This window comes from Patiriisocius sp. 208BN25-11, assembly GCF_058147145.1.
The window spans coordinates 1-245 of sequence record NZ_JBYVJY010000100.1; the positions used below are offsets into that span (position 1 = coordinate 1).

The following is a 245-nucleotide window of genomic DNA, read 5'->3' on the forward strand; positions in this document are numbered from 1 at the left end:
CAGAAACAGATTTAGATTTAGGCCATTACGAGCGTTTCGTAAACGTACCAACTTCACAAGCCAATAATGTAACCACAGGTAGAATTTATCAAAGCGTGATACAAAAAGAACTTCGTGGTGAGTTTTTAGGGAAGACCGTACAAGTAGTACCGCACAGTACCAACGAAATTAAAGAACGAATCCAAATTTGAGGAAATAGTGGCGATTATGATATCGTGATTACTGAAATAGGAGGTACTGTGGGA

1 pseudogene is annotated in these 245 nt (G+C 38.8%); it reads left to right on the top strand.

Annotation, left to right across the window (positions count from 1 at the left end):
* Positions 1-188 (top strand): annotated as a pseudogene (locus tag ACY2RS_RS15730) (CTP synthase); the annotation flags it as partial.
* Between the last annotated feature and the right edge of the window lie 57 nt (positions 189-245).